This window comes from Borreliella yangtzensis (genome assembly GCF_014201775.1).
GTDB lineage: Bacteria > Spirochaetota > Spirochaetia > Borreliales > Borreliaceae > Borreliella > Borreliella yangtzensis.
Genome location: NZ_JACHFG010000001.1, coordinates 49,164 through 72,514, shown reverse-complemented (window position 1 = coordinate 72,514; position 23,351 = coordinate 49,164). Strand labels below are relative to the sequence as shown.

The window sequence follows — 23,351 nt, the reverse complement described above, 5'->3', positions numbered from 1 at the left end:
ACATGAGTGTTTATATTGAAAAGAAAAAAAAATTCAAGCTTAACCAAATCAGACATTCTTCTAATTCTAATTGCTATTATTTTAACAATAATTAGTGTACTATTAATAGTCAAAAATTCGCTTATTATGCATATTTTTAAGGAAAAAAATAATGAGGACGGTTTCTTTGAATCAAGCCAAACACAAAGCAATAAGTTAATTGAAGCCCAAAAAAACATCAATAAAAACACAAATGTAAAAATACTAAAAAATGAAAGTTTTTTAATCCAACCACCAGAAATCAAAAAACTTGAAGCAGAATTTAAGCAAACCCAAAGAAATAATAACCCTAAAAACAAAAAATTTATTAAACTTTATTTTATAAAAGTCACCCCAGAAGGATATTTTTTAAGACAAACTATAAAAAGAGCCATATATTACGACAAAAATATTCTTGAAGAAACACTAAAATCTTTAATTAGAGGACCAAATGAATACGAGCTGAAAAATAATTTTTTAAGCTTAATCCCTATAAAAACCAAACTATTAAGTTTAACCCTAAGCGAAGGAATTGCCAAAATAAACTTATCTAAAGAATTTTATGAAAATAGTTTTGGAATTGAAGGAATAATTAATCAAATTGCTCAAATAACTTTAACATGCCTTGAAATTAAAGGCATTATTGGAATAATTTTAACAATAGAAAATAATCCAATAATACTTGAAGAATTAAACTTAAATTTCTCAGGAATATTAAATAAAAAAACTTTGGACAAATATTAAAATTCAATATTTTTAAGCAATTGCATAGAGTTTGCAATATTTAAAACACTTGATTTAGTAACTAAAAACATAAATTCTTGATTACCTTTTTTACCTTTGGTTTTTAACTTCAATATATTTTTAACTTGTAATTTATTTTTATAAAACTTTTCAATTACATTTTGCAAAATTATCTTCAAATACTTTCCATTCACAATGCCATTAAAATTTTTTATATCCAAATTTAAGCTCTTAAATTCAAACTGAGGTTTGATCAAAACTATAATAAAATTATCAGAAAGTTTGTCTATTAAATTTACACATATACTTATTGATGATCTAAAAGAAACATCCACAACAGCAAAATTAGGCACAATTTTAAATTCTGTAATATCAAAAATATTAGTTCTCTCTAAAACTTTAACTCTAGGGTCAATTCTTAATTTATAAGAAAGTTGATTAATGCCTACATCAATTGAATAAACAAAATTGGCACCACACTGTAGTAGGCAATCAGTAAAACCGCCAGTTGAAGAACCAACATCAACACAAATTTTATTTTTAACCTCGATCCTGAAATCCTTTAGAGCTTCTGAAAGCTTGTAACCTCCCCTTGATACAAATATTTGACAAGTATTCTCAACCAAATCTATTTTACTTGTTTTGTTTATTAACCTTTTAGGATTTTTTTCTTTATGGGAATTTACATATATATTGCCAGTTAAAATCAAAACCATTAATTCTTTTCGTGTTTTTTCTGGATACCTTTTACAAAGTATATTTAATAAATTATTTTTGAACTCTTTCAATTTTTAAAGCACGGCCTGTCTTTAAATTAGAAGTAATAATAACTCCTTGTAAAATTGTGTCATCTTCCACAACTTCAGCTCTTAAAGTAGTATATTCAAGCAAGCCTTTAAGAGAAATATCAGGATTGAATCCTATTACAGAATTTAATCCCCCTGTCATTCCAACATCACTAATATAAGCTGTCCCTTTTGACAATATTCTCTCATCTTTAGTCATAACATGAGTATGAGTACCAACCACACCTGTTACAAAACCATTTAAAAAATATCCAAAACTTTCTTTTTCATAATTACTTTCAGCATGAAAATCTACAAAAATGGTTTTCACCTTATTGCTTAGCATATTAACCAATTTTTTTGCATTATCAAAAGGATTCTTAACAATAAAATTCATATTTAAAACCCCTTGAACATTAATCACAGCAACCTTTTCATCTTTAATAGTTACAAAACAATAACCATGCCCATCTAACAAATCTGAAAAATTATTTGGCCTTAAAATATACATTTGCTTATTTAGATAATCATTTATCTTGTAATTAGAGTATACATGATTACCAGTAGTAATAACATTAACACCCGATCTAAAAAGATTATTTGCTATTTCTGGAGTTATTCCAAAGCCATTTGAAGAATTTTCCCCATTAGCAATTACCAAATCTATTCTATATTTATTTTTAATATTTTTAAGATTTAAAAAAACTTTTTTTAATCCACTTTCACCTATTATATCCCCAATTATCAAAGTCTTAATAGTGCTATCTTGCATATTCAATAACTCTGGTTTCTCGAATAATTGTAACTTTAATTTTTCCAGGGTATCTCATTTCAGTTTCTATTTTTTTAGCGATATCTCTTGCAAGTAAAATTGATTTTTCATCATTAACCAAAGCATTGTCAACAATAATTCTAACTTCGCGACCAGCTTGAATAGCATAACATTTTTGAACGCCTTCAAAACTATAAGCAATGTCCTCAAGTCTCTTAAGTCTATTTATATAGTTATTTAAACTTTCACGTCTTGCTCCAGGACGAGATGCCGAGATGGCATCTGCTATTTGAACAACAATAGCCTCAAGGCTCTCAGGTTTAACTTCATTATGATGCGCAGCAATAGCATTAACAACAATTTCGCTCTCTCCACAACTTTGAGCAAGTTCAGCACCAGTAATAGCGTGTCCCTCGCTATTATCAGAAATACTTTCCATACCTTTACCAATATCATGCAAAAGACATGCTCTTTTTACTACAATAGGATCCAATTTCATCTCCTTAGCTAAAATTTCCCCTATTATAGCCGTTTCTTTAGAATGGCTTAAAACATTTTGACCATAACTACTTCTAAAATAAAGCCTTCCTAGCCCCCTAATAAGCCTTTTATCAAGCCCATGTATATTAAGATCAAAAACTACTTTCTCACCTTCTTCTTGAACAATGCTATTTATTTCATTGGTAACATTATAGACAACTTCTTCAATCCTAGCAGGATGAATTCTACCATCTGTAACAAGTCTTTCTAAAGTTCTCTTAGCAAGCTCTTTTCTTATTGGATCAAAGCAGGATATAACAACAGCTTCAGGAGTGTCATCAATAATGATATCGGCCCCTATTAAAGTCTCAAGAGCTCTAATATTGCGTCCCTCTTTACCTATAATCCTGCCTTTCATCTCATCATTAGGCAATTCAACAGAAGCTACTGTAAATTCTGAGCTTACTTCTGTAACAATACGTTGCATAGTAGATACTAAAATATCTTTTGCGACTTTATCTGCTAATAACTGAGCTTCTTGTTCGCTTTTATTGATAATAATCTGAGCATCTCTTTTAGACTCATGTTCAACCTTTTCAATTACAATTTTTCTTGCATCTTCTCTTGTCAGCCCAGAAATATTTTCTAATCTCTTAACAAGATCAGCCTCTTTCTCTCTTATTACTTTTTCTTTTTGTTCAAATTCTTTAATTTTAAAATCAACTCTAGACTGCTGTTTATCAAGAGCAGATATTCTCTTATCTAAGGTTTCTTCTCTTTGTAATAATCTTTTTTCTAGATTAACAATCTCATTTTTACGATCTTTTATATCCCTATCTTGCTGGTTTTTTTCTTTAAGCATTTGAGATTTTGCATTAGCAATAATTTGCCTTCTCTCATTTTCTATCTCTAATTGTGATTCTACCCTTATTTTTGTCAGATTTTTCTCTAAATCTAATAAAGACAACCTACCTAAAAAAACTCTTATTAAAAATCCTAATATAAAGCCAGCAAAAATAGAAGAAAAAATAATATATATCATATCATTTAACTCCTATGCTGTTTAAAAGCAATTTAACTTTAATCTTTAAAACAGTGTGCTAAAATTATTAACTATTCAACTTTTAAAGGCTTTTCAACTAATTCTAGGATAGCCATTTCAGACGCATCTCCATATCTTTTTCCTAATTTAATCATCCTAGTATACCCGCCGCTCCTTTGTCTAAAAACAGGAGAAATTTTGGTAAACAGCTTATTCAAAATATACTTATCATGTATAAATTTTGACAATTCTCGCCTATTATGCACAGTATCAACTTTTGCCTTTGTAATTAATTTTTCAGCAAATCTTTTAACTTCAAACAATTTTGCCTTAGTAGAAGAAATTTTTTCATGTTTAAAAAAAGAAATTACCATGTTTTTTAAAAGCGCTCTCCTATGACTAGATTTCCTACTTAACCTATTAAAACCCAATTTTGTTTTCATGAAACAACCTAAACTCTCCTTTTATTCAGATATTTTAACATTCTTATTCAATACGGATAAAGCATCTTCTTTAGACATTCCTAAAAACAATCGATAAGAACCAAGTTTTTCGATTATCTCTTCTAAACTTTTTTTCCCAAAATTTCTTGCCTTAGAAAGCTCTTCCGCATTTTTACCAATAAGCTCCCCTAAAGTTCTAACATTTTCTTTGGCTAAACAATTTAAAGATCTGACTGACAAATCCAATTTCTCAATATTCATATCAAGCAAATTATAACTTTCTGATTTTGATTTTTCAAAAGATGTACTAACATTGTCTTCAAAATCTACAAGAGGAAACAAAAACTCTCTTACTATTGATGCAGCCTTTTTTATAGCATCTTTGGCAGAAATCACCCCTGTAGTCCAAATTTCCATTACAAGCTTGTCATAATCTGACCTTTGACCAACCCTAGTATCTTCTACAGAATACGAAACTTTCTCTATAGGCGAAAATATAGAATCTAAAGCAATAACATTAACTTCCTCTAGATACTTAGAATTTTGCTCAGAAGACACATAGCCCCTACCATAATTAATTTGAAATTCAAAATCTAAATTCGCATCATGTGACAAAGTAGCTATAACTAAATCTTTATTAAAAACTTCCACCCCATCTCTTTCAAAATGAGAAGCTTTCAAAACGCTAGTATCCTTACCACTAACACTAAAGCTTATTGTCTTTCTTTGATCTCCTTCTACAAGTTTCAAATGAATATTTTTAATATTAGCAATGACCTCAAGAGTGTCTTCAGAAACTCCAGGAATCAAATCAAATTCACTTGAAACAATCTTTGACGAAGAATCTTTATTGTTAGACTGAACTCTCATAGCAGTAATCGCATACCCTTCAATAGAAGAAAGTAATACACGCCTTAAAGTATTGCCTATAGTAACCCCAAAACCTCTTTCAAAAGGATATATCGTAAATTTACCATAAGACCCATCATCTTGGCTTTTTAAAAATTCAATTTTTTCAGGTATAGTGAAATCTTTTAAAAATTTTTCCATAGGCATTAATAACTCCTTTTAGCTAAACTCGTCTGGTTTTTTTCGGTCTGCAACCATTATGAGGAATAGGGGTAATATCTGAAATTGATTTTACAGTCATCCCAGTCGAACCAATAGCTCTTATTGCAGATTCTCTGCCAATACCTGGCCCCTTTATATACACATGAACATAATTAATTCCAAAATCTCTTACCTTATTTAAAGCAGATTCTGCTGTTATTTGGGCAGCATATGGAGTAGACTTTTTTGCTCCTTTAAAACCCATCCCGCCAGCACTTGCCCAAGCCAAAGCATTTCCCTTTATGTCAGATACAGTAACTATAGTATTATTAAAAGTAGCTTGTATATAAACATTTCCTTCTCCGATATTTCTTTTAATTTTTTTTTTGCTATTAGTTGATAATTTTGCGCTCAACTTGCCCTCCAAATCTTAAAAACTATTTTATTTGCTAGCTATTTTCTTATTAGCTACAGTCTTTCTTTTTCCTTTTCTAGTTCTTGCATTAGTTTTAGTTCTCTGTCCTCTCAAAGGCAACCCTTTTCTATGTCTAACACCCCTATAACATGCTATATCCATAAGTCTTTTAATAGACATGGCAATCTCACTTCTAAGTTTTCCTTCTACAACATAATCACTCTCAATCACCTTCCTAAGTCGATTAACCTCATCATTATCCAAATCTTTAGCAATTTTACTTGGAGAAATATTTGACCTATTGCAAACTTCCAAAGCCCTTGTCCTACCTATACCATAAATAGAAGTAAGCGCTATTTTTAATTGTTTATTACTTGGTAAATCTATTCCAGATATTCTAGCCATCTCATTTCCTCTAATTTTTACTTTTGTCTTTGCTTATGCTTTAAATTATCACAAATAATTCTTAATATACCTTTTCTTTTAATGACTTTACATTTTTCACAAATTGGCTTTACACTTGCCCTAACTTTCATAGTCAAACACTCCTAAATTTTTTGCAAAAATGCATAATTCTTTTTATTTCTATGAGAAAATCCTTGAGTTTTCAAATAAGCATCAATATGAATTAATGTATCAAGCGCAACTCCTACCATAATAAGCAAAGAAGATCCTCCCATTATCTTAGAAACATCATGCGGAAATCTAAAAATATTTTGCACTAAAAATGGAATAATTGCAATAATTGACAAAAAAATAGATCCCGAAAATAAAGTTTTATTCATAATCTCATTTAAATATTTTTCCATCTCATCAGACTTTATCCCAGGAATAACTCCTCCATTCTTACGAATATTATTACTTATCTCTTTAGGACTTAACTGAATTTTAGAATAAAAATATGTAAATCCGATTATCAAAACTACATTCAAAAAAGTATAATAAAACCCGTTAGGCCTTAAATAAGATAAAACTTGTCTAGCTATAGAAGAGGTTTCTGCAAAACCACTTAAAATTTGCAATGGCAAAGTAATTAAAACAGAGGCAAAAATAACAGGTAAAACACCTGATGGATTTAGCTTGATTGGTAAATAAGAACTGACCGTACTATTAGAATTTGCCCTAGCATAATGAATAACAATTCGCATTTGAGCTTTATATTCATATATAATTAAGATAACAACTAAAATAAATATGCTTATGACAAGTATCACAAATACAGGATTAACATTTTGAGAAGGATCCTGCATACTTTGAAATAAGTTGAACAAAGCTGCTTGCAGTCTAACCACTATACCGGAAAAAATTATCAAAGATGTTCCATTGCCCACACCTCTTTGATTAATTTGCTCTCCAAACCACAAAAGAATAAATGTTCCTGTAGTAACTGTTAAAATAGCAATAAATATATACCTATAAAAGGGAATAGTAACGGCACCCGGAATACCCTTAGCATAAAGACTTGTTGCATATCCTTGAACTACAGCTGCAACTATTGTTAAATATTTTGTATATTTTTTAGTCTTTTGTCTCCCGCCATCACCTTCTTGCATTTTTTTCAAAGAAGGAAAAGAATAAACAAGAAGCTGGACAATAATGGATGCTGAAATATAGGGCCCTATACTAAGCATAAAGATAGAAAAATTACTAAAAGCTCCGCCTGAAAAAAAATCAAAATAATTCGCAATTGAAAAATCTGATTGCGACTTGAAATAACTTTTAAGCGCTACAGAATCTATTCCTGGTATCGGCAAGTACGAACCAACTCTAAAAAGAAAAAGAATAAATAAAGTAAACAAGAACTTATTTCTTAAATCCTTAACAGTAAATAAATTTAAAAGCAATTCTTTCATTTTTGTTCCACTTTAAACTAATTTAATAGTACCACCAATTTTCATTACAAGGCTTTCAGCCGATTTAGAAATTTTAGAAATCTCTAAAGAAACTTTTTTTGTAAGATTGCCATTAGACAAAATTTTAATTTTTTTATTTTTTTTTCTTATAAGCTTATTTTCAAGCAAGGTATCATAGTTGACCACTTGTCCATCCTCAAATTTTTTATCTATATCCCCAAGATTGACAATTGTATATTCTAATTTATAATCATTATTAGAGAAACCTTTCCTCGGCAATCTTCTATAAAGAGGAGTCTGACCACCTTCAAATCCAAGTCTTGGCGAGGTATTTCTTGCTTTCTGGCCCTTTTGACCTCTCCCAGAAGTTTTACCAAGTCCTGAACCTGGTCCTCTGCCAACAATTTTACGTCGCTTACTAGCTCCCTTAGGCTTTAATAAGTTAAACATTGCTTACCTCGCTTAATAAAATCATATTAATAGTCTCATTAAGCATGCCTTTAATAGATTCATTTAAAAAATGTACTTTTTTATCCCCTATTTTATTTAAACCTAATGCTTTTAAAACTTTAACCTTTTTATTTAATTTTCCAATAAGACTTCTTACAAGAAAAACTTGCACATTAATATTGTTTTTAGAAATAATTTTCCTATTCTTTTCCATTCTTTTAATAAAACATTTATTTTTAGCCCTGGATCTTGAAGCGTTAAACCTAGCTTTCTTTAGTTGTAATCTTAATTTCCTTTTAATCATATATTAACCCCATAAAGTTTTAAAAGTTTTTCCCCGCATCTCTGCCACTTTTTCAGCATTTAAAACTAAATCAAATGCCTTAAAAGTTGCCTTTACTACATTCATAGAATTATTAGAACCAAGAGATTTACTTAAAATATCATGCACTCCTAAAGCCTCCATTACAGCACGAACAGGACCCCCTGCAATAACACCAGTACCATGAGTAGCTGGCTTGATTAAAACTTTAGCTTTTTTAAAACAACCAATAACCTCATGTGGTAACGTTCCTTTTCTAATAGGAACAAATCTTAAATTTTTTCTAGCACTTGTTAAACTTTTTTTTATTGCATCACTAGCATCATTAGCTTTGCCAAAGCCCCAACCAACATGTCCTTCTCCATCTCCAATAACCATGAATGCAGAAAAAGAGAATCTTCTTCCACCCTTAACAACTTTAGTAACTCTATTGAGTGATATTAATTTTTCTATCTGCTTCCTCTGAGCCTGAAAATCTACCATAAATACACTCCCTTAAATATTAATACCAAACTCCCTCAAAGAAGTTGCAAAACTTGCAATAAGTCCGTGGTATTTATAACCATTTCTGTCAAAAATAAGATTATTTATATTTTTTTCCTTAAGCCTTTTAGCAAGAACTTCTCCAAGTTTTTTAACATCATTAATATTCTTGCTTAAATTAAGACCTTTTTCAATAGTAGAAATACTTGCAACAGTATGCCCCTTACTATCATCTATAACTTGCGCATAAAAATACCTATTAGATTTAAATATAGTAATTCGTGGCCTATTAACTACTCCACGCCCTATTTTACTCTTTATTCTTTTTTTACGCCTAAGCTTTCTCTGTTCTGATTCTTTTATTTTTTTCATAACTATTAACCTAAAATTTATTTTTTTACACCAGATTTTCCAACTTTTCTTCTAATAACTTCATTATCATACTTAATACCCTTTCCTTTATATGGCTCTGGCTTTTTTAAACTTCTAATTTCAGCAGCAACCTGACCAACCTTAAACTTGTCTATTCCTTCAACAGAAATTTTAGTATTACCATCAAGTTTTACACTAATACCATCTGGAATGACATATTCAAACTGAGTTGAATAACCAAGGCTTAAAAAAAGGCTGTTGCCTTGTTGCTCTGCCCTATACCCTATGCCATTTATAGTAAGAGACTTAGAAAATCCTTCGGTTACCCCTTTTACCATATTAAAAATCAAACTTCTATAAAGACCGTGGTAAGCTTTTGCTTTTTTATCATTAAAAATTCGATTAACAATAATACTACTATTCTCGACTTTAACTTTAATACTGTCTTTTATATCTTGAACTAATCTTCCCCTAACGCCTTCAACTATTACCAAATTATCTTTAATATCAATCTTAACAGTATCTGGAATTTTTATTGGAAGTCTTCCAATGCGTGACATATATCCCCCTATTAAATTACCAAACTGAGCAAATCAATTCACCACCGATTTTTTTATCTTTAGCTTCCTTACCGGTAATAACACCTTGAGAAGAAGATATAATTAATATTCCATATCCATTTTTTATTCTTGGCATCTTTTTATATGAAGAATAAATTTTTCTACCGGGAGTGGAAATGGCATCTATTTTATTTATAACAGAATTTCTTTTGTTATCATACTTTAACAAAACCCTAATAAAAGCAATTCCTTCTTTTGATAAAAAACTAAAATCCTTAATATAACCCTCTTTTTTAAGAATGTTTAATATTGATTTATTCATATTAGACATCTTTAAATCTACAGATCCATGCTTAACTCTACTTGCATTTCTCAATTTAGTTAGCATGTCCCCTACTGAATGAGTAATCGACATAAACTCCCCTTACCAACTTGCTTTTGAAACGCCAGGAATTAATCCTTCAGACGCATATTTTCTAAAACATATTCGACACATACAAAAATCTCTCAAATATCCTCTTGGACGACCACATAACTTACATCTATTATTCTGCCTTGTTTTATACTTAGGCTTTCTTAAAGCCCTAATAATCATTGATTTTTTAGCCATATACCCTATAAATCCCTTTAATTACTAAACGGCATTCCAAATTTCAAAAGCAAAGCTTTGCTTTCTTTATCATTTGAAGCTGTTGTCACAATTGTAATATTCAAACCAGATATTCTCTCTATTCTATCATAGTCTATCTCAGAAAATATTATTTGCTCCGTTATCCCAAAAGAATAATTTCCATTGCCATCAAAAGCATCACCATTAATTCCCCTAAAATCCTTAACTCTTGGCAATGCCAAATGAATAAGCTTATATAAAAATTCATACATCACATTGCCTCTAAGTGTAACTTTAGCACCTATCTCTTGCCCTTGTCTAATTTTAAATCCGGCTATTGCTTTTTTTGCTTTTGTCTTCACAGCTTTCTGACCAGTAATTTGGGCAAGCTCTAAAACCACAGAATCTAATAACTTCTTATTCTTAACAGCCTCACCAACACCTACAGAAATTACTATTTTTTCAAGCTTGGGAACCTGCATTATTGATTTATATTCAAATTCCTTAACAAGCTCTTTTATAACATTGTCTTTATAATATTTCTTCAATTCAGGAACATAATTCATAAACGCTATATCCTCTGTCCATTTTTTTTTAAAAATCTTATTTTTTCATTATTTTCAAATCTAATACCTAATCTTGAAGAAGTTCCTTTGATAAATATCATAACATTTGAAATATCTATAGCGGCCTCCTTATCTATTATTTTACCTTTTTCTTGAGGCGTCCTAGCTTTAATAACTTTTTTAACCATATTACAAGATTCAACAATAACTTTATTTTTTTTTCTATTTATACTAACAATCTTACCTATTCTCCCTTTATCTTTTCCAGAAAGAATTTTTACGCTATCACCTATCTTCAACTTTGTCTTCACAAAACCCCCTTTTGCTATACCACCTCTGAAGCCAATGATATTACCTTCATGAAATTAGCATCTCTAAGTTCTCTTGCAACAGGCCCAAATACCCTTTTACCCCTAGGGTTTAAATTGGCATCAAGTATCACGCAAGCATTATCATCAAACCTAACATAAGTTCCATTTTTACGTCTTACTTCTTTAGAAGTTCTGACAATTACAGCTTTATACACATCTCCTTTTTTAACAGAAGAATTAGGAATTGCTTGCTTTACTACAATAGTTATTATATCTCCAATTTTGGCATAACGCCTTTTACTACCACCAAGCACTTTAATACATTGGGCTACCTTACCACCAGTATTATCAGCAATTGTTAAATAAGTTTGCATCTGAATCATAATCAACCTCCTATAGAAAAATCAAAACTATTTTAATTTTTCTAAAACCTCAACAAGAGCCCATCTTTTATCTTTACTAATAGGTCGAGCCTCAATAATTTTTACCGTATCACCAACCTTTGAAACTTCTTTGTCATCATGCGCTTTTACTTTCTTGCTAACCTTTAAATATTTATGATAAATTGGATGCATCTTTCTTTGAATAATTTCTACTACTATAGTCTTAGACATCTTGTCACTAACAACTTTACCAATTAATTCTCTTTTATTTTCTCTTGCCATATATATTTTTAAACCTTTCTAATACCTAATTCATATTCACAAATCATTGTATTAAGCCTCGCAATATCACGCCTAATCTCTCTTTTCTTTAAAGGATTTTCAACATGACCAACAACAGATTTAAATCTTAAATCTAAATATTCTTTCTTTAATTCTAGCCTTTTAGCTTTCATGTCCTCAAGAGTAAAATTCTTAAAATTTTTCAACATAATTACCTCAAATCTCGCCTTACAACAAACATGGTTTTTACTGGAAGCTTAGAACTTGCAAGCGCCATAGCCTCTTGAGCAAGTTCCTCCACAACTCCAGCCATTTCAAACATAACAGTGCCAAGCTTAACAGGGGCATTCCAATGATCAACACCCCCCTTGCCCTTACCCATTCTAGTTTCAGCTGGTTTTTTAGTATAAGGGATATCAGGAAATATCCTTATCCACACTCTTCCGCCTCTTTTTATTTTACGAGTCATTGCAATACGAGCAGCTTCAATTTGTCGAGCAGTAACAAAATTTGTCTCCAAAGAAACAAGTCCATATTCGCCAAAAGAAATTTTATTACCCTTTTGAGCCTCTCCAGATAATCTTCCTCTCTGCTTTTTCCTATATTTAACCTTTTTTGGACTTAACATCTAATCATCCTCCAATATTCTGATCGTTAGAATCGACTCTTTCTTCAGAAAAAGGCAAACTAAGTTTATTTAAAAGATTTGCTTCGTCTTTAGATACTCCATCTTTTTTATTTAAACCTCTAGTTTGCTTTTCATTAGACTTTTCTTTATTATTTAAAATTTTATCAAAATTTTTAACGGTCTCGCTTCTTTCCCTAAAAGGCTTTTTATTTATTACCTGACCAGCATCAGAATTGGTTTGTCTCCCCAAAACCTCACCTTTAAATAACCAAACCTTAACTCCAATAATGCCATAAGTAGTTTGAGCTTCAGAAAACCCGTAATCTATATTAGCTCTAAGAGTATGTAAAGGAACCCGACCTTCCTTAACTTCAAAACTTCTCGCAATCTCAGCCCCACCAAGTCTACCAGCAATCTTAATTTTTAACCCTTGAGCACCCTTTAACATAGAAGTAGAAAGAGATGATTTTAGAACTTTCCTATAAGACACTCTATTTTCTACTTGTTTTGCAATCCCATTGGCAATAATTTGAGCATCAAGCTCCGGTCTTTTAACCTCTTTGATTTTAATACTAATCTTTTTAGAAATTTTTTTAGTTAACAATTGGCCAATCTTTTCAAGATTAGAACCTTTAAGCCCTATCACAGAACCGGGCCTTGGAGTAACAATTACTACCGTTACTTTTTGAGGATTATTTCTAATTATTTCTATATCAGAAATATCAAACTTAATCCCTTTAAGAAACTTCATGATTTCTAATCTTATTAAAAAGTCTTCATGAAGAATCGTAGAATACAACTTTTTATCAAAATACCACTTTGATTTCCAATCCTTATTAATTTTTACCCTTAAGCTATATGGATGTACTTTTTGACCCATGCTTTATCCTTTAATATCCTTTTTTTCATCAACCTCAACAAAAATATGACAACTTCTATTAACAAGCCTATCAGCCCTGCCTCTAGCTCTAGGCCAAATCTTCTTACGACGACGTCCATCATCAACCATGACTATTTTAATAAATATCATGTCTTCGGAAAGATTTTTGTTGTGATACATTGCATTTGATGCTGCTGATTTAACAACTTTTTCTAAAAGCTTAGCTCCTTTATTAGGCATAGAACAAAGCGCTGCAATAGCTTTAACATAAGATTCCCCTCGTATATTGTCGGCTATTGGCCTAACTTTTTTTGGAGAAGAGGGTAAATTTTTGCCCTTTGCTGTATATCTTCTATTTATCAACATAAATACTTTACTTCCTTCCCTTTTTGTCTGACTTAGCATGTCCTCTAAAAATCCTTGTAGGTGAAAACTCGCCAAGCTTATGCCCTACAAGATCCTCAGTAATATAAACAGGTATAAAAGTCTTTCCATTGTAAACAGATATAGTAAGACTTACCATTTCAGGAATTATTGTTGAAGATCTAGAGTAAGTTTTAATAACAACTCTCTTCTCACTTCCAAAAGATGATAAAACTTTTTGATAAAGACTCTTTTCTATAAAAGGTCCCTTTTTAATAGATCTTGCCACTGCACTCTCCTACTTATTTCTTCTTTTAATAATAAATTTATCTGAATATCTCTTCTTCTTGCGAGTCTTATAGCCCTTAGTAGGCTGTCCCCAAGGAGACACGGGATGGCGACCACCAGAAGTTTTTCCTTCACCACCTCCATGCGGATGGTCAACAGGATTCATAGCAACACCTCTAACCTTGGGCCTTCTACCAAGCCACCTACTTTTACCAGCTTTCCCTATCGAAACATTGACATAATCTTCATTTCCAACCTCACCAATCGTTGCAATACATTTTTTAAAAATTAACCTCATTTCACCAGATGATAATTTTACAGTGACATAATTTCCGTCGGAAGCAAGTATCATAGCATACCCACCAGCACTTCTTACAAGTTGCCCACCTTTTCCTACATTAAGCTCAATATTGTGGATGGTTCTCCCAATAGGAATATTTTCAAGGGGCAAAGCATTACCAATCTTTATTGGGGCATTCGGACCACTTTCCAAAACATCTCCAACCTTAATGCCTTTCGGAGAAAGAATATACCTTTTTTCTCCGTCTTTATAAACAAGCAAAGCTATATTAGCACTTCTATTTGGATCATATTCAATAGAAGCAACTCGAGCAGGAATACTAAATCTATCTCTTCTATTAAAATCAATCAACCTATACTTTCTCTTATGCCCACCACCCCTTCTTCTAATAGTAATCCTACCAGAAGAATCTCTGCCTGATTTAAATTTTCTACCTTTTGTTAAAGATTTTAAAGGCTCATTACCTTTGGTCAAATCATCAAAAGATAAAGTCGTCTTATAGCGCAAAGAAGAAGTTTTTGGCTTATAAGTCTTAATACCCATATTTATTTTTCTCCAAAACCACTAAAAAATATCTATTTTATCTTCCTTTTTGAGATAAACATACGCCTTCTTCCATGAAGAAGTTTTTCCTTTACCTATAGGGTATCCTTTTCGAGACACCACAATCTTCGTTCTACTTTTAATATTAAGCAAATTACACGACACTGGAGTAACATTGAAAAGTTCTTTTATTGCAGCATTAACTTCTTTTTTATTTGCTCTTTTATTAACCTTAAAAACATAAACATTAATACTTTCTCTTTGAGTATTGGTTTTTTCAGTAAGCATAGGTGAAATTATTATATCATAAGCTTTCATACTTATCCTCAACATCTTTTTCTTTAACATAAAACTCATTGAGTTTGTTAACGGCAGATTCTAGAGCTATTAAATTCTTTGCATAAAACAAATCAACAACTCTAAGTTTATCAAAAGACAAAACCTTTAAATCTCTTATATTTTTACCAGCTCTTTTGATCATCTGATCATCATTGCCTAAAATAATAACCACCCTACCATTGAAACTTGCGAAATTCTTTATTATTAAAGCAAGATCTTTTGTTTTTCCCGATTCAATATTAAAATTCTCAATAACTTTAAAATTATTTTCATCAGCAGCATGTAAACTTAATACAGATTTAAATGCAAGCCTTTTTACTTTTTTGGGTAGTCTATAGCTATAATCTCTAGGTTTTGGCCCTAATGCTATACCTCCGCCAATCCAAACTGGATTTCGCTTTGTACCCACTCTAGCTCTACCAGTTCCTTTTTGCTTCCAAGGCTTTTTAGAACTACCTCTGACCTCTGATCTGGTTTTAGTTGAAGATGTTCCAACCCTAAGATTAGACAGCTCATTTTTTATAGCATTATAAATAGACCCATGACTAATTTCTATATTAAAAACTCTATCATCCAAGTTTATGGTTCTAATCTCTTTACCATCTTTAGAAAAAACTTTCCTTTCCATACTAAATACCTACTTTTTAGATTTCTTAACAACAACAAAAGAACCTTTAGCACCGGGAACAGCTCCTTTTACTAAAATGGCTCTTCTTTCCTCATCAATTAAAACAACTTCAAGATTTTGAATAGTTTGTTGATTTCCGCCCATTCTACCAGCCATTTTGGTCCCTTTAAATGTTCTTGCGGGAGTAGTAGCTTGCCCTGTTCCACCAAGATGTCTATGAAATTTTGATCCATGAGAAGCTGGTCCACCACTAAAATTATGCCTTTTCATAGCCCCTTGAAAACCTTTGCCTTTAGTAGTGCCTGTAACATCTACATACTTAACTGATTTAAAAACATCAATCTTAATCTCATCACCAGCATCGTACCCATCAAGACCCTTAAACTCTATTACATATTTTTTAGGCTCAATATCCTTTAAACTTTTATATTGACCTTTTATAGGCTTTGAAACTCTAGAACCTTTAAGATCAACAGAACCTGCTATAAGAGCGCTATAACCATCTCTATCAACCGTTTTCTTCCCTATAATATAATTGGGCTGAAACTCTATAACAGTAACAGGAACAACAATACCATTTTTTTGAAATATCTGAGTCATGCCAACTTTTTTTCCAATCAATCCCAACATTAAAACACCTCAAATTCACATACTTAAAATATCATTTACTGTTTAATATCTACCTCAACACCTGCTGGAAGCTCTAATTTCATTAAAGAATCCATTAAAGCGGAAGTAGGCTCTAAGATATCAATAAGCCTTTTATGAGTTCTCATCTCAAATTGCTCTCTTGACTTTTTATTGACATGAGGAGAACGTAAAACAGTATATTTTTTTATTTTTGTCGGCAAAGGGATTGGGCCCTTAATCTGAGCCTTAGCCTTCTGAACAGCTTTAACAATAGATTCTGCACTCTGATCTAATATTTTAACATCAAAACTAAATAATCTTACGCGTATCTTATCTTTAGCAATCAATTTATTCTCCTAAACATTAGAGAGTATAAAATTAAATATATCTCTAAAGCCTTAAACTATTCCAATATCTCAAGAATTCTTCCTGAGGCAACAGTTCTCCCACCTTCTCTAACAGCAAATTCTACATTTTTATCCATAGCTATTGAAGAGATCAGCTCAACAACAATATCAACATTGTCCCCAGGCATAACCATTTCTTTACCTTCTAAAGCAACAACACCAGTAACATCGGTTGTTCTAAAAAAGAATTGTGGCCTATACCCTGGAAAAAATGGCTTGTGCCTACCGCCTTCTTCTTTAGTTAAACAATAAATTGAAGCTTTAAACTTTTTGTGTGGAGTAATTGTACCTGGAGCTGACAAAACCTGTCCTCTCTCAATATCTTTTTTATCAACTCCTCTCAAAAGAAGACCAACATTATCTCCTGCTTGACCTTGTTCAAGAATTTTTTGAAACATTTCAACACCAGTAACAGTAGTTTTTCTGGTTTCTTTAATACCAACTATTTCAACTTCTTGGCCAACCTTAATAACACCCCTTTCAATACGCCCAGTAGCAACAGTACCTCTTCCTGAAATAGAAAATACATCTTCAACAGCAAGCAAAAATGGCTTGTCAATATCTCTTTCTGGAAGATCAAAATAATTATCCATAGATTCAAGAAGTTCTTTAATACATTTTGTAGACTCAGGATCTTCTGGATTTGACATAGCCCCAAAAGCCGAACCCTTGATTATTGGAGTATCAGATGAAAATCCATATTTTTCAACAAGCTCTAAAACTTCTACTTCAACAAGTTCAACAAGCTCGGGATCTGCCAAGTCTAATTTATTTAAAAACACTATTATTTTCTTTATTCCCATTCTTTGAGCAAGAAGCAAATGCTCTTTTGTTTGGGGCTCAGCACCACTATCAGCAGCAACTAAAAGTATCGCTGCATCCATTTGAGCTGCTCCTGTAATCATATTTTTTATATAATCAGCATGGCCTGGACAATCTACATGAGCATAATGCCTATTAGCTGTTTCGTACTCAATATGCCTAGCATTAATTGTTATTCCCCTTGCTTTCTCTTCAGGTGCATTATCAATATCTTCGTACTTTAATGCCTTTGCATCTTTATTTAATTTTGAACAATAAATGCTGATAGCCGCTGTTAATGTTGTTTTACCATGATCAACATGTCCTATTGTTCCAACATTCATGTGCGGCTTTGTTCTTTGAAAAACTTCTTTTGCCATGATTAACCTCCTAAATTTAACATTCTAAATAGCTACTTACGTTTAATCCCTTTAAAAAATTTTAATAAATTTAATCTTATCAAAATAAGAAAATAGCTACAAACAATCAAAAAAAAATAAAAAATCAATTTTTAGAAATTGACCCGCACTGCGTGTTTTTCTAAAAAATTTTAATAGCTTTAAAATTTTACACATTTTATAAAATATAGTCAATATGATTCAACTTTTAAACTCAATTAATCTCAAACAACGGTATTAATATTTAACATGAAATTTATATTAATCAAAGATTAACACTAGCCCAATAAAAAAATATAATAAAAATAATGAAAACTAAAAAATTTAAGCTTAAGTTACTAACAATATTTACAATTCTTAGCATTTCAATTGTTTTCATATCTTGCATGAAAACAAGCACAATAAAATCAAAAGAACATGCACAAGAAATTACCTATCTTATTAGCACTATAAAAACTAATAAAAAAGTAGAAATAATAAATTACAAATCCGACAGCAAAAACAATCTAATAATTACTCTAAAAAACAAAAGTAGCGACAATATAAATGCAAATTCATTGGCAATTTTTAAAGAAGGCAGCAAAACGGGTGAATTAATTAGAGAAAAACTTAATGGATTTGAGACAAAAACTTTTCATTTAAAAACTAAAATCAATACTAAAAGAAAAAACATATTATACATTTTTGAAAAACAATAACAAATTGTAGCAATTTAAAAACAAAATTATTAAAATTAATTAAACTTGAAATAAGCTTTACTATAAATAAACTACTACACACAAAAATAAATTAACAAAGAATCTAAAATTTATTTTAAAGACCAAAAATATTAAATTTACTTAAAATAAATCAACTATTTCCTTTATTAAAACATAAATAAATCTCAATTACTATTGTATTTTTTAATTAAAACAGACTTATTCCAATAACAAGTACAAGTAAAAACAGCTAAAATTATAATTGCTAAATAATTTGAAATTATAAAAGCATAACCCAAAGAATCCTCAATTATACCAAAATATTGAAAAATAAAAACTACTGGAAGGCGAATAAGCCACAATCTAATAAAAACAATAATCATTGCAATTTTTGTCCTACCAGACCCTATGAGTCCTCCAAAAAACACTTGTTGTAGTCCATATCCAAAAGTACCAATAGTTGTTAACAATAAATAATTATTAGCATAATTTAAAACTTCTAAATCATTTGTAAACAACCTTAATACAAACTGTCTATTAATAATAACAATAGAATTTATTATTAATAAAATTACTAAAGAAATAAAAAATCCTTTTTTCAAAACTTCGCCCACCCTATTCATTTTCTTAGCACCAAGATTTTGACCAACAATTGAAATAATTCCAGTACCAATTCCCATGGCAGGAAGAAACAAAAAGGAAATAATGGTATTTGTAAGTCCGTACGCTGCTAAAAATTTCGGACTAATCTCAATAACAATATAATTAAAAATAAAAAAAGACAACGAAACCATTATTTGCCCAAAAGTTGAAGGCAACCCCAAATTAACAATTTCTTTAATAAATCTTATATTTGGCGCTAAATCCTTTGGATAAATTTTTAATCCACGATTTAGCTTGTAAGTCAAAAATAAATAAAAAACAACTGTTAACAATTTTGAAAATAAAGTAGCCCAAGCAGCCCCAACAATACCCATATTGAAACTAAATATTAAAATTGGATCGAGAATAAAGTTAACAATATTGGCAAATAAAACTATTATCATTGAAAGGATGGTTTCTCCTTGAGCATTTAAAATATATGTAATTGAAATACTTAAAAACATAATAGGTATTCCAAAAATTGTTACATAAAAATAAACTCTTGAAAGTTCTTTAAGCTCGCCTTTTACACCCAATAAATCTAAAAGATGCTCAATAAAAAAAAGAGCACAAACAGTAACAAATAAAGATAAAACAAAGTTTAAAACAATAAGTTGCCCTGCATATCTTGAAAAACGAGAAAAATTTCCTTCTCCTATACACTTTGAAATCAAAGAAATACTTCCTGTAGCCATACCCATAGCAATAGCCATAATAAAAAAATTTATAGGACCAGCAAGTGAAAGTGCTGACAAAGGCATAGCTCCAAGCTTACCAACATAAAACATATCAGTAAGATCATAAAAAGCTTGAATAATATTGGTTACAACAATAGGAAAACTTATTAAAAAAAGAACCTTATATAAATTGCCATTTAATATCAATTCCCTAGTCTTACTCTTATCTGTAGACATAAAATTTTATCCTTATCTAAAATATTTTTTTATAAAAAATTTAAACTCAAATTTATTCATCAATAATAAAAAAGTATTTGATTTTTAATTTTTGAAATTAAAAATCAATATGTAATCACAAAAATTAGAGCTAACATGTTATGATTAAATTGGTCAAGATACAAATAGAATCCATTAACCTGTTACTCCAAAAAAATTACTACCCAAAAACAGAAAAATTTAAATCTGACATAAAAAATTTAATAATACCGATATTAATCATCAATAAGCAATAATTAAAAAATTAAAACCATTTTAGCGAATTAAAGCAGGGGCAAAAAACACTTATTTAAAAGAATACTTAATATTATAAAGGCAAAAATATTTATGCAAATTTTTTCAACCTTTCAATATTATTTTCTATATCAAAATCTTTAAACTATAAAATATAAAAAATTCAACCTATTAATACCTTAACCTTATATTTATTCTCTTTTAAAAACATTTTTCATAAACTATATGTAATATAATAAAGCCCAATGCTAAGCTATCGACTCTCAACTTTCTTGATTTTTGCCCCCAAATTAATTAATTTGCTAACTACATCTTCGTATCCCCTTTCAATTTGATAAACATTTTGAATCTCACTGCGACCTTCTGCAACAAAAGCAGCGATAAGAAGAGCCATTCCTGCCCGCACATCCGGAGAAGATAAAACATCGCCTTTAAGAGGAGATTTACCCGTAACTACTACGCGGTGCGGATCACAAAGTACAATTCGAGCCCCCATTTTTATTAATTTATCTACAAAAAACATCCTAGATTCAAACATCTTCTCAAAAACAAGAACTGTGCCTTCTACTTGAGTTGCTGTGACTATAATAATACTCATAAGGTCTGTTGGAAAAGCTGGCCAAGGGCCATCATCAATTTTTGGAATGTGTCCGCCAAAATCTAGCTTAACTTTTAATTCTTGTTTATCTCTTACATACAAATTTTCTCTATCATATTCAAAATTAATCCCAAGTCTTGAATATATATGCCTAATCAGTCTGAAATGATGGGGATCTGCTTTTTTAATTTCCAACTCACCCCCTGTTAATGCAGCAAGACTAATCAAAGAACCAACTTGCATAAAATCGGATCCTATTCTAAATATTGTTCCATTTAATTTTTTTACACCCTTTATTTCTAAAACATTTGAACCAATCCCTAAAATATTAGCACCCATTGAATTCAGCATATTACATAAATCTTGCACGTGTGGTTCACAAGCAGCATTCATAATAATGGTATTTCCTTCAGCAAGAACTGAGGCCATAATAATATTTTCTGTGGCTGTAACAGAAGCTTCATCTAAAAACATTTCAGTTCCAAAAAGCTTGTTGGCCTTTAAAACAATTCTTCCATCTTTTGTGTTTAGCTTAGCTCCCAGTTTACAAAGACCATAAAAATGAGTATCAAGACGTCTTTTCCCAATTACATCTCCTCCTGGAAGCGCCATATCTATTTTGCCAAATCTTGAAACAAAAGGGCCTAATAAAAGTATTGAAGCCCTAATTAAATCCGTAAAAGAAGAATCAATTTCTGTTTTTACAATATTTAAAACTTTTATTTTTAAAGTATTCCCCTCTCTTACAATATCTGCGCCTACATCGCTCAAAATATCTAAAACAACTTCCACATCATTAATATTGGGAATATTTTCTAAAATAACATCTTCATCAGTAAGCAAAGAAGCTAAAATACAAGGTAAAGCAGAATTTTTATTACCACTAGCTGTAATTTGACCACCTATCTTAAACCCGCCTTCTACAATATAACTATACATAACCCATCCTCCTATAATAATATATATAAGAAAACTAATAAAATTAAATCACACAGATAAGATCAATTAAATTTAAAGAATACCTAAAGATATGAATATTAAACAATATTCACATCTTTTATAATTGATTTATAATCTATATATTCTCTAACAGTTTCTACATAAAAAGAATGCCCATTTTCATCAATATCGATTAAAACACCGTTAAAACCAATACCTTCCCAAGATTCATCAAATCTTTGATTTAAAAATCCTTTTAAAAATTTATCCGCCTCTAAATTAGGAACATATCCAATAACGCTATCCAAACTGCCTACTCTGCCCAAATCAGTTATAATAGCAGTGTTATCTAAGATTCTCAAATCAGCTGTTAAAATTCTTTTCCCAATCCCAAGACAAGCACTAACTCTTGATTTTAGATAAAAAAACAAAGCATTAACTTCGGCCGTAGTATTTGAATCAAAAAGAACAATAATATTGTCTGTTTGCACCTTGATTCTTTCATAAAAAGAATCAAAACTATAAAAAGGATGATTAAAGTTATACTTAGTTGTTCCTGTTTGGCCTACAATTCTCATTACAGCCAATTTTTTGCCATTAATATTATAAATAAAATAAGAATATCCTTTTAATTTTGCGGGACAATTTAAAGGTTTTAAAATAAAATTATACTTACCAAGATCATCAGATAAATCAGGCCTTACAAAAGCATTTTCTCCTAAGGTTAACACATCAACACCATACTTTTTTAATAAAAAGGCATGCTTCTTGCCAAGACCTCTTAGACCTGTAGTAAAATTATTACCAGATATTACAAAATCAATTCTTTTTTCAACTTTAAAGGATGATAAAAAAGACTTTATTGCAATAATCCCAGCTTTACCAATAATCTCGCCAGCAATTAAAATCCTTAAAGACACAAAGCTTCTCTTTTTATTGATCTAGTTTAAATAACTTAAGAAGTAAGCTTCTTACAATAAAAACTGACACAAAATACCCTACCATAACAGCAAAAATAATCATCATTAAAATCAATATAAATTGCAAATAAGGCTTTACTATAATACCAAATTTAACAATTAAAAGAAACTCTAAAAAGAACACTAAAAACATTATAGATAAGTTCATTAACACGCATAA

At 30.5% G+C, this 23,351-nt stretch carries 37 protein-coding genes; 2 read left to right on the top strand and 35 right to left on the bottom strand.

Annotated features, from left to right (window positions below; translation table 11 throughout):
• The first annotated feature begins 15 nt into the window (after positions 1 to 15).
• On the top strand, positions 16 to 762 hold the full coding sequence (locus HNP68_RS00450) for a GerMN domain-containing protein (protein WP_183219316.1): 747 nt from the start codon (positions 16 to 18) through the stop codon (positions 760 to 762).
• On the opposite strand, the gene HNP68_RS00445 is transcribed toward HNP68_RS00450, so the two are convergent.
• The 31 genes from HNP68_RS00445 to tuf form a co-directional block, all read right to left on the bottom strand.
• A complete protein-coding gene (locus tag HNP68_RS00445) occupies positions 759 to 1,550 on the bottom strand; it encodes a TlyA family RNA methyltransferase (RefSeq protein WP_183219314.1) in 792 nt (263 codons plus the stop codon). The genes HNP68_RS00450 and HNP68_RS00445 overlap by 4 nt on opposite strands.
• Positions 1,531 to 2,319 carry a TIGR00282 family metallophosphoesterase gene (locus HNP68_RS00440; protein WP_183219312.1) on the bottom strand — a complete coding sequence of 263 codons (789 nt, stop codon included), beginning with the start codon at positions 2,317 to 2,319 and terminating at the stop codon, positions 1,531 to 1,533. Before HNP68_RS00440 ends, HNP68_RS00445 begins: the two co-directional genes overlap by 20 nt.
• Complete coding sequence (gene rny, locus HNP68_RS00435) at positions 2,309 to 3,841, bottom strand: ribonuclease Y (protein ID WP_183219310.1); 1,533 nt, start codon at positions 3,839 to 3,841, stop codon at positions 2,309 to 2,311. Before rny ends, HNP68_RS00440 begins: the two co-directional genes overlap by 11 nt.
• Positions 3,842 to 3,912: 71 nt before the next feature.
• The gene (gene rplQ, locus HNP68_RS00430) at positions 3,913 to 4,284 is read right to left on the bottom strand and encodes a 50S ribosomal protein L17 (protein WP_183219308.1); all 372 of its coding nucleotides are present in this window, start codon (positions 4,282 to 4,284) and stop codon (positions 3,913 to 3,915) included.
• A gap of 21 nt (positions 4,285 to 4,305) precedes the next feature.
• On the bottom strand, positions 4,306 to 5,340 hold the full coding sequence (locus HNP68_RS00425; RefSeq protein WP_183219306.1) for a DNA-directed RNA polymerase subunit alpha: 1,035 nt from the start codon (positions 5,338 to 5,340) through the stop codon (positions 4,306 to 4,308).
• A gap of 16 nt (positions 5,341 to 5,356) precedes the next feature.
• A complete protein-coding gene (gene rpsK / locus HNP68_RS00420) occupies positions 5,357 to 5,749 on the bottom strand; it encodes a 30S ribosomal protein S11 (RefSeq protein ID WP_006068548.1) in 393 nt (130 codons plus the stop codon).
• 27 nt (positions 5,750 to 5,776) lie between these two features.
• The gene (rpsM, locus tag HNP68_RS00415; protein WP_183219304.1) at positions 5,777 to 6,154 is read right to left on the bottom strand and encodes a 30S ribosomal protein S13; all 378 of its coding nucleotides are present in this window, start codon (positions 6,152 to 6,154) and stop codon (positions 5,777 to 5,779) included.
• A 17-nt stretch (positions 6,155 to 6,171) separates the two neighbouring features.
• The gene (rpmJ, locus tag HNP68_RS00410; RefSeq protein ID WP_151060144.1) at positions 6,172 to 6,285 is read right to left on the bottom strand and encodes a 50S ribosomal protein L36; all 114 of its coding nucleotides are present in this window, start codon (positions 6,283 to 6,285) and stop codon (positions 6,172 to 6,174) included.
• A 12-nt stretch (positions 6,286 to 6,297) separates the two neighbouring features.
• The gene (gene secY / locus HNP68_RS00405; protein WP_183219301.1) at positions 6,298 to 7,602 is read right to left on the bottom strand and encodes a preprotein translocase subunit SecY; all 1,305 of its coding nucleotides are present in this window, start codon (positions 7,600 to 7,602) and stop codon (positions 6,298 to 6,300) included.
• 12 nt (positions 7,603 to 7,614) lie between these two features.
• Positions 7,615 to 8,052, bottom strand: coding sequence for a 50S ribosomal protein L15 (gene rplO / locus HNP68_RS00400; protein ID WP_183219300.1), 438 nt, complete (start codon positions 8,050 to 8,052; stop codon positions 7,615 to 7,617).
• Positions 8,045 to 8,356, bottom strand: coding sequence for a 50S ribosomal protein L30 (gene rpmD / locus HNP68_RS00395; protein ID WP_183219299.1), 312 nt, complete (start codon positions 8,354 to 8,356; stop codon positions 8,045 to 8,047). The genes rplO and rpmD overlap by 8 nt, the downstream gene beginning before the upstream one ends.
• Positions 8,357 to 8,359: 3 nt before the next feature.
• Positions 8,360 to 8,857 carry a 30S ribosomal protein S5 gene (gene rpsE / locus HNP68_RS00390; protein WP_183219298.1) on the bottom strand — a complete coding sequence of 166 codons (498 nt, stop codon included), beginning with the start codon at positions 8,855 to 8,857 and terminating at the stop codon, positions 8,360 to 8,362.
• Positions 8,858 to 8,869: 12 nt separating this feature from the next.
• Positions 8,870 to 9,229 (bottom strand): 50S ribosomal protein L18, encoded by a 360-nt coding sequence (rplR, locus tag HNP68_RS00385; protein ID WP_183219297.1) that lies wholly within the window; start codon positions 9,227 to 9,229, stop codon positions 8,870 to 8,872.
• Between the two features lie 17 nt (positions 9,230 to 9,246).
• Positions 9,247 to 9,789, bottom strand: a complete 543-nt coding sequence (gene rplF / locus HNP68_RS00380; RefSeq protein WP_183219296.1) for a 50S ribosomal protein L6 — start codon at positions 9,787 to 9,789, stop codon at positions 9,247 to 9,249.
• A gap of 16 nt (positions 9,790 to 9,805) precedes the next feature.
• Positions 9,806 to 10,204: a 30S ribosomal protein S8 gene (rpsH, locus tag HNP68_RS00375; protein ID WP_183219295.1), complete on the bottom strand. Its 399-nt coding sequence runs from the start codon at positions 10,202 to 10,204 to the stop codon at positions 9,806 to 9,808.
• A gap of 9 nt (positions 10,205 to 10,213) precedes the next feature.
• Complete coding sequence (locus tag HNP68_RS00370; protein ID WP_006068779.1) at positions 10,214 to 10,399, bottom strand: type Z 30S ribosomal protein S14; 186 nt, start codon at positions 10,397 to 10,399, stop codon at positions 10,214 to 10,216.
• A 17-nt stretch (positions 10,400 to 10,416) separates the two neighbouring features.
• Complete coding sequence (gene rplE / locus HNP68_RS00365; protein WP_183219293.1) at positions 10,417 to 10,965, bottom strand: 50S ribosomal protein L5; 549 nt, start codon at positions 10,963 to 10,965, stop codon at positions 10,417 to 10,419.
• Between the two features lie 5 nt (positions 10,966 to 10,970).
• Complete coding sequence (gene rplX / locus HNP68_RS00360) at positions 10,971 to 11,276, bottom strand: 50S ribosomal protein L24 (protein ID WP_183219291.1); 306 nt, start codon at positions 11,274 to 11,276, stop codon at positions 10,971 to 10,973.
• Between the two features lie 14 nt (positions 11,277 to 11,290).
• Positions 11,291 to 11,659, bottom strand: coding sequence for a 50S ribosomal protein L14 (gene rplN / locus HNP68_RS00355; protein WP_183219289.1), 369 nt, complete (start codon positions 11,657 to 11,659; stop codon positions 11,291 to 11,293).
• A gap of 27 nt (positions 11,660 to 11,686) precedes the next feature.
• Positions 11,687 to 11,941, bottom strand: a complete 255-nt coding sequence (gene rpsQ, locus HNP68_RS00350; RefSeq protein ID WP_183219287.1) for a 30S ribosomal protein S17 — start codon at positions 11,939 to 11,941, stop codon at positions 11,687 to 11,689.
• 8 nt (positions 11,942 to 11,949) lie between these two features.
• On the bottom strand, positions 11,950 to 12,150 hold the full coding sequence (rpmC, locus tag HNP68_RS00345; RefSeq protein ID WP_002557077.1) for a 50S ribosomal protein L29: 201 nt from the start codon (positions 12,148 to 12,150) through the stop codon (positions 11,950 to 11,952).
• Positions 12,151 to 12,152: 2 nt separating this feature from the next.
• Positions 12,153 to 12,569 (bottom strand): 50S ribosomal protein L16, encoded by a 417-nt coding sequence (rplP, locus tag HNP68_RS00340; RefSeq protein ID WP_183219285.1) that lies wholly within the window; start codon positions 12,567 to 12,569, stop codon positions 12,153 to 12,155.
• A gap of 4 nt (positions 12,570 to 12,573) precedes the next feature.
• Positions 12,574 to 13,449, bottom strand: a complete 876-nt coding sequence (rpsC, locus tag HNP68_RS00335) for a 30S ribosomal protein S3 (protein ID WP_183219283.1) — start codon at positions 13,447 to 13,449, stop codon at positions 12,574 to 12,576.
• Positions 13,450 to 13,452: 3 nt separating this feature from the next.
• Positions 13,453 to 13,815 (bottom strand): 50S ribosomal protein L22, encoded by a 363-nt coding sequence (rplV, locus tag HNP68_RS00330; protein WP_183219281.1) that lies wholly within the window; start codon positions 13,813 to 13,815, stop codon positions 13,453 to 13,455.
• Positions 13,816 to 13,822: 7 nt separating this feature from the next.
• Positions 13,823 to 14,101: a 30S ribosomal protein S19 gene (gene rpsS / locus HNP68_RS00325; RefSeq protein ID WP_183219279.1), complete on the bottom strand. Its 279-nt coding sequence runs from the start codon at positions 14,099 to 14,101 to the stop codon at positions 13,823 to 13,825.
• Between the two features lie 9 nt (positions 14,102 to 14,110).
• Complete coding sequence (rplB, locus tag HNP68_RS00320; RefSeq protein WP_183219277.1) at positions 14,111 to 14,944, bottom strand: 50S ribosomal protein L2; 834 nt, start codon at positions 14,942 to 14,944, stop codon at positions 14,111 to 14,113.
• 21 nt (positions 14,945 to 14,965) lie between these two features.
• Positions 14,966 to 15,262, bottom strand: a complete 297-nt coding sequence (gene rplW, locus HNP68_RS00315) for a 50S ribosomal protein L23 (protein WP_183219276.1) — start codon at positions 15,260 to 15,262, stop codon at positions 14,966 to 14,968.
• Positions 15,249 to 15,911, bottom strand: a complete 663-nt coding sequence (gene rplD, locus HNP68_RS00310; RefSeq protein WP_183219274.1) for a 50S ribosomal protein L4 — start codon at positions 15,909 to 15,911, stop codon at positions 15,249 to 15,251. The genes rplW and rplD overlap by 14 nt, the downstream gene beginning before the upstream one ends.
• 9 nt (positions 15,912 to 15,920) lie before the next feature.
• On the bottom strand, positions 15,921 to 16,541 hold the full coding sequence (gene rplC / locus HNP68_RS00305) for a 50S ribosomal protein L3 (protein ID WP_183219272.1): 621 nt from the start codon (positions 16,539 to 16,541) through the stop codon (positions 15,921 to 15,923).
• A 35-nt stretch (positions 16,542 to 16,576) separates the two neighbouring features.
• Entirely contained in the window at positions 16,577 to 16,888 is a 312-nt protein-coding gene (rpsJ, locus tag HNP68_RS00300; RefSeq protein WP_002557068.1) for a 30S ribosomal protein S10, read from the bottom strand.
• A gap of 56 nt (positions 16,889 to 16,944) precedes the next feature.
• On the bottom strand, positions 16,945 to 18,129 hold the full coding sequence (gene tuf / locus HNP68_RS00295) for an elongation factor Tu (protein WP_183219270.1): 1,185 nt from the start codon (positions 18,127 to 18,129) through the stop codon (positions 16,945 to 16,947).
• 326 nt (positions 18,130 to 18,455) lie between these two features.
• Here tuf and HNP68_RS00290 point away from each other — a divergent pair, with 326 nt between their 5' ends.
• Entirely contained in the window at positions 18,456 to 18,845 is a 390-nt protein-coding gene (locus tag HNP68_RS00290) for a hypothetical protein (protein ID WP_183219268.1), read from the top strand.
• 185 nt (positions 18,846 to 19,030) lie between these two features.
• On the opposite strand, the gene HNP68_RS00285 is transcribed toward HNP68_RS00290, so the two are convergent.
• From HNP68_RS00285 to HNP68_RS07580, 4 genes are all read right to left on the bottom strand, one after another.
• The gene (locus HNP68_RS00285) at positions 19,031 to 20,401 is read right to left on the bottom strand and encodes an MATE family efflux transporter (RefSeq protein WP_183219266.1); all 1,371 of its coding nucleotides are present in this window, start codon (positions 20,399 to 20,401) and stop codon (positions 19,031 to 19,033) included.
• Between the two features lie 526 nt (positions 20,402 to 20,927).
• Complete coding sequence (gene murA / locus HNP68_RS00280; RefSeq protein WP_183219264.1) at positions 20,928 to 22,211, bottom strand: UDP-N-acetylglucosamine 1-carboxyvinyltransferase; 1,284 nt, start codon at positions 22,209 to 22,211, stop codon at positions 20,928 to 20,930.
• A 98-nt stretch (positions 22,212 to 22,309) separates the two neighbouring features.
• Positions 22,310 to 23,131, bottom strand: a complete 822-nt coding sequence (locus HNP68_RS00275; RefSeq protein ID WP_183219262.1) for a YmdB family metallophosphoesterase — start codon at positions 23,129 to 23,131, stop codon at positions 22,310 to 22,312.
• Positions 23,132 to 23,144: 13 nt separating this feature from the next.
• Positions 23,145 to 23,324 (bottom strand): hypothetical protein, encoded by a 180-nt coding sequence (locus HNP68_RS07580; protein ID WP_363325274.1) that lies wholly within the window; start codon positions 23,322 to 23,324, stop codon positions 23,145 to 23,147.
• Positions 23,325 to 23,351: the final 27 nt, after the last annotated feature.